This is a genomic window from Pantoea sp. B9002 (assembly GCF_013385945.1).
Taxonomy (GTDB): Bacteria; Pseudomonadota; Gammaproteobacteria; order Enterobacterales; family Enterobacteriaceae; genus Pantoea.
This window is the reverse complement of sequence record NZ_JACAPA010000026.1, coordinates 38,105-48,393: the sequence shown is the minus strand read 5'-3', so window position 1 is coordinate 48,393 and position 10,289 is coordinate 38,105. Positions and strand designations below refer to the sequence as shown.

Annotated in this window: 9 protein-coding genes; 7 read left to right on the top strand and 2 right to left on the bottom strand. The window is 54.2% G+C overall.

Annotated elements, in window-relative coordinates:
- Both HX773_RS14260 and HX773_RS14255 read left to right on the top strand, forming a co-directional pair.
- On the top strand, positions 1-245 hold a 245-nt coding region (locus HX773_RS14260), incomplete at its 5' end, for a hypothetical protein (protein ID WP_218168255.1).
- A gap of 174 nt (positions 246-419) precedes the next feature.
- Positions 420-890 (top strand): GNAT family N-acetyltransferase, encoded by a 471-nt coding sequence (locus tag HX773_RS14255; protein ID WP_045896579.1) that lies wholly within the window; start codon positions 420-422, stop codon positions 888-890.
- Positions 891-1,164: 274 nt separating this feature from the next.
- On the opposite strand, the gene HX773_RS14250 is transcribed toward HX773_RS14255, so the two are convergent.
- Positions 1,165-1,713, bottom strand: a complete 549-nt coding sequence (locus tag HX773_RS14250; RefSeq protein ID WP_056780964.1) for an AAA family ATPase — start codon at positions 1,711-1,713, stop codon at positions 1,165-1,167.
- Between the two features lie 627 nt (positions 1,714-2,340).
- Between HX773_RS14250 and HX773_RS14245 the strand changes: the two genes are divergently transcribed.
- Genes HX773_RS14245 through HX773_RS14225 form a run of 5 tightly spaced genes read left to right on the top strand, consistent with a single transcriptional unit; the run spans position 2,341 to position 7,368 of the window.
- Positions 2,341-3,588 carry an extracellular solute-binding protein gene (locus HX773_RS14245; protein ID WP_176972061.1) on the top strand — a complete coding sequence of 416 codons (1,248 nt, stop codon included), beginning with the start codon at positions 2,341-2,343 and terminating at the stop codon, positions 3,586-3,588.
- A gap of 9 nt (positions 3,589-3,597) precedes the next feature.
- Positions 3,598-4,506: a carbohydrate ABC transporter permease gene (locus HX773_RS14240; protein WP_064739811.1), complete on the top strand. Its 909-nt coding sequence runs from the start codon at positions 3,598-3,600 to the stop codon at positions 4,504-4,506.
- Positions 4,496-5,335 carry a carbohydrate ABC transporter permease gene (locus tag HX773_RS14235; protein WP_176972060.1) on the top strand — a complete coding sequence of 280 codons (840 nt, stop codon included), beginning with the start codon at positions 4,496-4,498 and terminating at the stop codon, positions 5,333-5,335. Before HX773_RS14240 ends, HX773_RS14235 begins: the two co-directional genes overlap by 11 nt.
- Positions 5,335-6,279: a carbohydrate kinase family protein gene (locus tag HX773_RS14230; protein WP_176972066.1), complete on the top strand. Its 945-nt coding sequence runs from the start codon at positions 5,335-5,337 to the stop codon at positions 6,277-6,279. The genes HX773_RS14235 and HX773_RS14230 overlap by 1 nt, the downstream gene beginning before the upstream one ends.
- Before the next feature lie 3 nt (positions 6,280-6,282).
- A complete protein-coding gene (locus tag HX773_RS14225) occupies positions 6,283-7,368 on the top strand; it encodes an ABC transporter ATP-binding protein (RefSeq protein WP_176972059.1) in 1,086 nt (361 codons plus the stop codon).
- Positions 7,369-7,720: 352 nt separating this feature from the next.
- On the opposite strand, the gene bamA is transcribed toward HX773_RS14225, so the two are convergent.
- Positions 7,721-10,153, bottom strand: coding sequence for an outer membrane protein assembly factor BamA (gene bamA, locus HX773_RS14220; protein WP_176972058.1), 2,433 nt, complete (start codon positions 10,151-10,153; stop codon positions 7,721-7,723).
- Positions 10,154-10,289 lie beyond the last annotated feature (136 nt).

Sequence of the window (10,289 nt, the reverse complement as noted above, 5' to 3'; positions counted from 1 at the left end):
CTGGGGATCCCTCAGCCCGTAAGGTGGTAGATTTCCTAATTAAGAACTCAGGTCTGTCAGTTCTTTACTGTTTACCTTTTGCTGAGCTTGAAGGTTTTTACGGGTCAATGGGATTTGGTACCGTCAAAGATATAGAGAAAATCCCACCGGCGGTTATCAAAAAGCATGAGTGGTGCCTGAGTAACTACGATAAAACCGTACTCCTTCTGAGTAAGGAGATGAACGTATGCAGATACTCAGACTAAAAACAGATCGCTTGCTGTTAAAACCATTAGGCACCAGAAAGTGCTGTACTACCGACAGGTTAAAAAACTGAATATCCGGGAAACAGCAGATGCCACAGGCTATAGTTGCTCTCAAGTATGTAGCATCCAGACCCTTTACCGGCAGGCAGAACGCGTTACGACTAACGAGGTTTTATGAAAATCAGAAGGTTCACTAATGGGGATGAAATTGCGTTATTCAGGGTCTTTTTATCTTCTGTACATACCATCGCATCACACTACTACACACATGAACAAATAGAGGCCTGGGCTCCACCAGATATCGACCCGGAACAATGGGCCAATTACATGAAGGAGCTGCGCCCCTTTGTTGTTGAAGTGGATGGGGAAATAGCTGGATATGCAGATGTTCAGCCGAATGGGTACATTGACCATTTCTTTGTCTCAGGAACCTACCCGAGACAGGGAGTAGGGACGCTACTGATGAATTGCATTCATGAAGAAGCTAGACAACTTGGAATTGCTGAACTTACTTCAAATGTGAGTAAGGCTGCGGAAGAGTTCTTTCTACGGCACGGCTTTCATGTAGTGGAACGGGGTTTTCCTGTCCGTCGTGGCGTGACACTACAAAATGCATTGATGCGGAAATATTTGGCGAAACAATAGAAAGCTGGTTGAAGGAAAGTATTGACCTTTTCGCCTGATTGAAATCAGTCAGTACAGAAAACCATCATAACGTACAATATTTTCCGTTTCCCAAACGGAGTCCTGAATTGGCGCAGTCAATTAAGTCAACGGGAGAATAACGTCGGCATCCCGTTCAACGCAGTCCCTGGATTTTTTCACAGGCAGGTCTGTGCCAGGAGCGGAAGTTCTATATTCACTAGAATATGGCAGGTTCAGGCATGGTGATTCATCATTAAGCGCAGTTACCGTTCTATCAGCGTAATATCCTGGAAAGGATGAAATCCACACGTTCCTCTACAGAAACGCATGGTAATTCAATCAACTGATAGTCATATATACGGTATGCTTTCACCATCGCGTGATATGTCGCGACGGCGACATCGAAAGATTGCTTGCGCTCTGTATCCTGTACATATATGTCACGCCAGGGTGGTGCAATAAATACGGTACGGTTATAACGAAATTTCGCAATGGCGTTATCCAGATGCCTCGGTATGGTAAGCTCTTCAAGGCTTAAATAACCCGCAACATCAGGAACTCCACGATCGAAGAAGCATGGTCGTGTTTGCCCTTCCGCTTCGTGCCACGAACGCATTTCCCAAGATAGCATGAGCTCTGCAAAAGCTGTTCGATTGGCCCACGGCAATGCATCACCCTCTATGTTAATCTGGTCCTGTATAACACCTCTTCCAGCTTCTTTTGAACACCAATACCCTCGTTTTATGATCGTATCAATTATCGTGCTTTTGCCTGACCCCGGGCCACCCGTCAGAATGAAACGATGTTGTAAAGCTGAAGACATTGAACCCTCCCAAACATTTATAGACGCGATAAAGCAGCAATATTGATGGCGTACTTTCCGCGCGTCGCCATATTACCTGTTGATGGCATGACTAACTACGTTTTATCCTGACTCGCATGTCCTCTTCACGCTCATAGCGGACTAAAAGTTATTTTGTTTAGCTGGATATTGCACGTTGTTCATCCAGCCAGGTCATTACCCGCCCCAAGCGCTGCTAATGCTCGTTATCACGCGCGGCTGTGCTATCAGCAAAAAACCTCATCCTAACCAGCACCTAATAACGGCAATTCGCTGTTATGAAATGCGCCTTCATGCAGCAAGCCCCAACGCATCTGCACCTAAACAATGCATCCTGTAAACGGCTTATCGCCACCTTTTCAAAATCGCAACGCTTCAAACCCACACGAATATCTATGATCACCCACACATTTTACAATCTGTTTACCTGACAGCGGCCAAAATCTGTGCAAAGTAGTGTCCAGCGGCAAACGAGATTTATGCCCTGGCACGTCAATTGCTTTAGCTAACCGATGTCAGCCGCAGCAACCTGACAACCTGTGCGCGTTATTAAATCCATCAAATTGATTTAATAAAACACCCTCTTTTTGCATCAAGGCGGAAAACACCATGAAAATCCGATTCAACCCAGTCATAAAAGGATGTTTTGCAGCGGTTCTGTTAGCCAGCGTAGGCAGCGCGGCAGCGGCGACCACGTTGAATGCGCTGTTTATGACGCAGGCGGCGTATAGCGAAAATGATATCCGCGCCATGACGCAGGAGTTTCAGAAAACGCACCCGGACGTGCAGGTTAATCTTGAGTTTGTGCCGTACGAAGCGCTGCACGACAAAATTGTCGCGGCGCGTGGCGCGGGCGGCAATGGCTACGATGTGGTGCTGTTCGATGCCATCTGGCCGGCAGAATTTACCAAGTTCGATCTGTTGCAGGACGTCAGCAGCCGCATCAGCGCCGACGAAAAAGGGCAGATTTTCCCCGGCGCGATGAACACCGTTGAGTTCAAAGGCAAAACCCTCGGCATGCCGTGGATCCTCGATACCAAATATCTCTACTACAACAAAGCGATGCTGGAAAAAGCCGGTATCACCACGCCGCCGCAAACCTGGCAGCAGGTGATGGATGACGCGCGCATCATCAAGCAGAAGAACATCGTGAAATATCCGCTGGTGTGGAGCTGGTCGCAGGCGGAAGCGCTGGTGTGTGATTACACCACGCTGGTGTCGGGTTTCGGCGGCAAGTTCTATAACAACGATAAACTCGATTTCTCCTCCCCGGCCTCGCTGCAAGCGGTGAAGCTGATGAAAAGCTCGCTGGATGAAGGCTTGAGTAATCCGGCGTCACGCGAATATCTGGAAGAGGATGTGCGTAAAGCCTTCTCCAATGGCGATGCGGCTTTCGCGCTCAACTGGACCTACATGTACAACATGGCCAACGATCCGAAGCAAAGTAAGGTCGCCGGTCAGGTGGGCATCGTTCCCGCGCCAGGCGATGCGCCGGGCAAATTCGGTGCCGTAAACGGTTCAATGGGCCTTGGCATCACCAAAGGCAGCACGCATGCGGATCAGGCATGGCAATACATCAGCTACATGACTTCACAGCCGGTGCAGAACAAATACGCCACGCTGAGTCTGCCGATTTGGAAAAGCTCGTATCAGGATCCGGCGGTGCTGAAAAATCAGGAAAGCCTGATCGCGGCGGCGGATAAGTCGCTCAACGTGATGCTGTCGCGTCCGGAAACCGCCGACTATTCACGTCTCTCCAACACGCTGCAGCAGCAGTTGCAGCAGGTGCTGGTGGGCAGTGCAACGCCAGATGCCGCGCTGCAAGCGGTTGATAAGAGTGCGGCGCGTCTGCGCTAAGGGGCAACAATGCTGAGTTTGCGTCAACGCGAACAACGGCAGGCATGGGTGCTGCTGGCACCCATGTTGTTGGTGATGCTGTTGCTCACCGCATGGCCGCTGTTACGCACAATCTGGCTGAGTTTCACCGATGCCGCCCTGATTGGCAGCGGTGAAGCGCCGGGCTGGATTGGCTTTGAAAATTACCTGTTCGCCATCACCGATGCGGATTTTCGCAGCTCGCTGTGGCGCACGCTCTATTTCACCGTGGTGTCGGTGGCGATTGAAGGCGTGATCGGCGTGCTGGTGGCGCTGTTGCTGAACCAGAAATTCGCCGGTCGTAACGTGCTGCGCGTGCTGGTGATTCTGCCGTGGGCGCTGCCGACCATCGTTAACGCCATGATGTGGCGTCTGAATTTCAACCCGGATTACGGCAGCATCAACGCCCTGCTGACGCAGTTAGGGATCATTGATGGCTATCGCAGCTGGCTGGGTTCGCCGGATTCGGCGCTCAACGCGGTAATGTTCGCCGATATCTGGAAAAACTATCCGCTGGTGACCTTACTGGTGCTGGCGGCACTGCAATCGATCCCCGACGATCTGTTTGAAGCCGCACGGCTGGATGGCGCATCGGCGTGGCGGCGTTTTCGTGCCATCACCTTCCCGGCGATTGTTGGCCCACTCAGCGTGGCGCTGGTTCTGCGCACCATCGACGCCTTCAAAATCTTCGACATTATCTATGTGATGACGCGCGGCGGTCCGGTCGATAGCACCAAAACCCTGAGTTTTTACGTGTATCAGGAGTCGTTTAGCTACCTGCGTGCTGGCAGCGGCGCGGCCTACGCGATGTTGATGACCTTGCTGTGCGCGGTGCTGATCACGCTTTACATGTTGTTACTGTGGCGCCAGCGCCGCAAAGGAAGCGCTCATGAAGGTTAAATTGCGTCATGTCGGTAAATACGCCGCCGCGCTGCTGGTAGCGTTTTCGGTGTTAGCGCCGATGGGCTGGCTGTTTTTGATGAGCGTCAGCGCCGCCAGCGATCTCACTCGCGTGCCGCTGGAGTGGCTGCCGCGCCAGTGGGATTTTACCCGCTACAGCAAGCTGCTGTCGCTGGAGCCGGGCCAGCCGGGCGTGCTGTTTCTGCATGCGCTCGGCAACAGCCTTTTAGTCGCCACCGGCGCGACAATCATCTGCTTACTGCTGGCGATTCCGGCGGCGTTCAGCTTCTCGCGCTATCGCGGGCGCGACGGCTGGCTGTTCGCCTCACTTGCCATCTATATGGTGCCGCCGGTGGCGTTCGTGTTGCCGCTCTACTTCCTGTTGCAGCAGTTCGACCTGCTTAACACGCGGCCCGGATTGATCATCGTCTACTGCTCGCTGATTCTGCCGTTCCTCACCTGGATGCTGAAAAACCAGTTCGATACGCTGCCGCAAGATATTGAACAGGCGGCGCGGCTCGATGGCCTGCGCGTCTGGCAGGTGCTATTACGCATTACGCTGCCGCTGGCGAAGCCGGTGTTGGGGGCCGCTGCGCTGTTTGGCTGGCTGCTGGCGTGGGACGAATTTTTCTATGCGCTGCTGTTTACCAGCAATATCGCCGCACAAACCTTGCCGGTCACCATTGCCGGATTCACCGCCGGGCGCGCCACTGATGATGGCTTGATCGCTGCCGTCGGCATTCTGGCGTCGGTGCCACCGCTGTTTATTGCCATCTGGCTGCAAAAGACGCTGGTCAGCGGCCTTGCCAGTGGCGGGAGTAAAGGATGATGGAGCAGAAACTCACCGCCACGCTGTATGTGGTGGGCAATATTAATGTCGATTTAATTATGGGCACGCTGGATAACTGGCCACAGCGCGGCACCGAAGTGATGCTGAATCACAGCGAGTTGCGTCCTGGCGGATCGGCGGGCAACTGCGCGCTGGCGCTGGAAGCGATGCAGGTGCGCCATCGCGCGGTCGCCAATCAGGGCAACGATGGCCTGAGCGCCTGGCTGGCGAGTCATTTTCCGCACAGCGCCGCGCACTGGACGCGCTACAGCTGCGAAACCTCGCTTACCGTTGGCGTGACGCATTCGGATCACGAGCGCTCTTTCCTGAGTAATCTCGGTCATATCGTGAAACTCACCGCGCAGGATGTGCTGGATCAGCTGCCGGCTACCGCGTCTGACGGCGATATCGTGCTGCTGTGTGGCACCTTTTTGTGTCTGCATCTGTATGACGAATATCCGGCGCTGCTCGCCGAGCTACAGCAGCGCGGCTTTATCACCGCCGTCGATACCGGCTGGCCGCCGCAGGGCTGGACAGACGAAGTGCGTCAGCAGGTCACGCAATGGCTGCCGCTGTGCGACTGGCTGCTGCTCAATGAAGTGGAAACGCTGGGATTGGCCGTAACAGACGATCTGCCAGCCAGCGCGCAAATGCTGGCGCACCAGCTCAGCGGACGCGGCGGCTGCGTGGTGAAATGCGGCCCGCAGGGCGCGCGCTGCTGGCAGGCAGATCACTCAGCGAGTCAGCCTGCACGTCCGGTCACGGTGGTGGATACCATCGGCGCGGGCGACAGTTTTAACGCCGGATTTCTCACCGCCCTGCTGCATCAGCAAGATCTCACCACGGCTTTGCAATGGGGGATTTCGGTGGCGTCGCTGGCTATCAGCACCTTGCCGCGTCGTTATCCCGACTGGCATCAACTGCAACTTTCCCAGGAGTTTTAAATTATGGCCAGTGTTGAACTCGTAAAAGTGGCCAAACGCTACGCAAAACAGTCGGTACTGCATCCGCTCGATCTCACCATTCCTGACGGCAGTTTTACCGTGCTGGTCGGCCCATCCGGCTGCGGGAAATCGACGCTGCTGCGCCTGCTGGCCGGGCTGGAGAGCTTGTCGGATGGCGCGATCCTGATGGATAAAGTGCAGATCAACGATCGCGATCCGGCCGACCGCGATATCGCCATGGTGTTTCAGAGCTACGCGCTTTATCCGCACTTAACCGTGGCGGAGAATCTGGCGTTTCACATGCAGGTGAAGAAGGTGAAGCGCGAGGAGCAGCAAACTAAAATTGCGCGCATCGCCGGAATTCTCGGCATCGATAAGCTGTTGCAGCGCTATCCGCGTGCGCTGTCGGGCGGACAGCGTCAGCGCGTGGCGATGGGCCGCGCGATGGTGCGAAATCCCAAAGTGTTCCTGTTCGATGAGCCGCTGTCGAACCTCGATGCGCAGCTGCGTATGGAGCTGCGCGCCGAGATCAAATCACTGCATCAGCGTTTCAAAACCACCATGGTTTATGTGACGCACGATCAGGTTGAGGCGATGACGCTGGCCGATCAGATTGTGGTGATGAAGGATGGTCGCATCGTGCAGCAAGGCGCGCCGCTGGCGATTTACGATCGTCCGGCGGATACCTTTGTCGCGCGCTTTATCGGATCACCGCCGATGAACCTGTTACCTGCACAATTGATCGCCCGCGATGGCGTGCCGGGCGTGCAGTGTCAGGATCTGTGGCAGCCGCTACCCGCGCGTTGGCAAGCGGCGGCGCGCGAACGTGCCGGCGCAGCCGTGACGCTCGGCGTGCGCCCGCACGATCTGCTGGAAGCCAGCAGCAACGCCGCGGCCTTGGTGAAAGTGGTGGAGATCACCGGCGAATCCACCTTGTTGCATCTCGAATGGCACGGTCAGCCATTGCATATGCAGATCGCCGGTCGCCACGCAGCGGTGAGCGGCGACAGCATTACGCTGGGATTCAACGCCGAGAAAATTCATCTGTTTGATGCGGAGACGGGATTAAGGTTGGTTGAGTCGCTTTAAGTCGGTGCTCAGGCCAGAAAAGACATGAAAACCCCTAATTACCGAGAGCACACATTGTAGCGGCGCAATTCATTGCGCGATAAATCGCGCCGCTACGGAAAGTGCGGTGATTTGATAAGGCGCTTAACTGACGAGCATTACGCCATTTATGGCGACCGCTCTTCCAAATAAAAATGCCACCCAACCTTGGGTGGCGAAATACAATTCATCACATGCATAACAACGATATTGGCGAACACTCATTCCTTAAGCATTTCACGACGGCTATTATACTCTGCTGGCTATTTTATTCTGTCTTCACCGTTTAAAGATAATGTAAAACTCCTCTCAACCTTTAACGGATTAAATACATCTACCAGGTTTTGCCGATATTAAACTGGAACTGCTCCGACTTATCGCCTTCATATTTCTTAATAGGCAACGCATATGAAAATACCAGCGGCCCCAGCGGTGACTGCCATTGCAAAGCCACGCCGCTCGACACGCGAATCTGGCTGGGATCGCCATAATCGGGAATCCCCGCCGCTTTGGTGGCAGCGGTGTTCTGCCAGCCGGTATCCCATACGGTGCCAGCATCGACAAACAATGAGGTGCGCAGCGAATCGGCATAGCGCTCGCTGATAAACGGCGTTGGAACAATCAGCTCCGCGCTCACCACCGCCATCGCATTGCCACCCACCGCATCATCCGATTTCTCTACTGGGCATGCACCGTAACTGCTTTCGCTGCCGCTGCAGCGGTAATAGGCGGCTTTTGGCCCGATGGTGTTGGAAGAAAATCCGCGTACCGAACTGGATCCGCCCGCATAGAAGTTATCGTAGAACGGCACTTCTTTGCCGCCTAAGCCGTCGGCGTAACCGGCTTTACTGCGGCCCATCAGCACCCAGCGATGATCGCTGCTTAGCGGCAAGTAGCCGTTGGCGGTCAGCGTGCTTTTGTAATAACTGTTGGTGGAACCTGGAAACGTCACTTTGGTGTTGAAACCGGCGCTCACGCCCGAGGTGGGGAAGAAGCCGCGATCCAGCGAGTTGTAGCTCCAGCCAATATTCCAGAAGAAATCGTTGGCAGTAAATTTGTCCGCCACGGTGGCATCGTCATCGTCGTCATCGCTGGTGATGACTTTTGGATGAATGCCCTGCGAACCCAGATAGCGCCACATTGCTACCTGCGGTGCCATATTGCTGACGCGGTTATAGACGTAATCCAGCCCGCTGTTCACGCTGCTGTTTTCGCCGATCGGGAAGCTTAACGTGCTACTCGCGCCGAAGCTCTTCAGCGTGTATTCGGAAAGATCGTTATCCTCCGCGCTGTAATCGTTGTAGAACAGTTTGCCGCCCAGACTCACCCCATCCACGGTGAAATAGGGATCGGTGGCGGCGATTTCGACATAAGTTTGATAGCTGTTTTTCGTGCCGCTAAAACTCACGGTATTGCCGGTGCCCATCCAGTTATCCTGGCTGACACCAAGCTGATAGCTGATGCCGCTGTCGGTGCCGTAACCCAGCCCAACGTTAAAGGTGCCGGTATTGCGCTCCTTCACTTTGTACACCACATCCACCTGATCCGGGCTGCCCGGCACGCGCTGCGTATCGACATCTACGCTCTCAAAATAACCGGTACGGTTGAGTCGCGCCTTGCCCTGCTCCACCTGATTGCTCGCCAGCCACGCGCCTTCCATCTGGCGCATTTCACGACGCAGCACCGCATCTTTCGAGGTGTCGTTGCCCGAGAAACGCACCTGTCGCACCGAGAAGCGCCGTCCGGCATCGACATTCACGTGCAGCTGCACGGTTTTATCGCTGTCGTTAATTTCCGATTGCGTATTCACCTGCGGGAACGCATAGCCGTAACGACCGAGCAGGCTTTTAATCGCCTCTTCGTTTTGCGTGATTTTTGCCCCGCTGTATAAGCTGCCCGCCGGCAGTTGCGCCAGCTTTTCAATTTCGGCGGAATATCCGGCCATATTTCCGCTCAGCGTTACGCCGCTAACATGATAAACATCGCCTTCATGAATATTTATCGTGACGTAAATATGCTTCTTATCCGGCGTTAAACTGACTTGTGTGGAATCGAGATTAAATCGCGCGTAACCGCGATCGAGATAATAACTGCGCAGCGTCTCTAAATCGCCTGAGAGTTTCTGCTTCTGGTATTTCTGATCGGCGATCAAATTCCACCACGGCACATCGTCACGTAGCTGGAAATGCGAAATCAGTTCGTCAGTGGAAAAAGTGTGGTTGCCGACAATGTTGATCTGCTGAATTTTCGCCGACACGCCTTCGGTGAAGATAAACTTCAGATCGACACGGTTGCGCGGCAACGGCGTGACCACCGCTTTGACGCTGGCGGTATATTTCCCGGCGCTGTAGTAGAAATCTTCCAGCCCTTTTTCCATATCCGATAGCGTGGTGCGGTCCAGCGCTTCACCCACGCGCACGCCGGAGGCATCAAGGTTCTGCTTGAGCTGATCCTCTTTAATCGCTTTATTGCCAGAGAACGAGATGCTGGCAATCGCCGGGCGCTCTTTGACTTTGATCAGCAGCGCATCGCCGTCACGCAGCACCTGCACATCGTCAAAATTGCCGGTGGCGAACAGCGCGCGGATGGTGTTGCGAATATCATCATCATTGACGCGATCACCAACACGCAGCGGCATATGCAGTAGCGCCGCGCCGGGTGCGACGCGCTGGAGCCCAGCAAAGTGAATATCCTTTAGGGTGAAATCATCTGCACCAAAGGCAGTGGTGGTTACCATAAAAAGTAACCCGGTTAACATCTTCTTCATCTGTTGTGAGCCTGCCGTTTTTCCTGTGCCTGATTCAAGCGCCTTGCTTCCGCACCACATAAAAACGGGCTGAACACGCGGTTCAGCCCGTTAACTGCAGCGATATGTTCCGGAAAAAAGACCGCTGAGCCAAAGG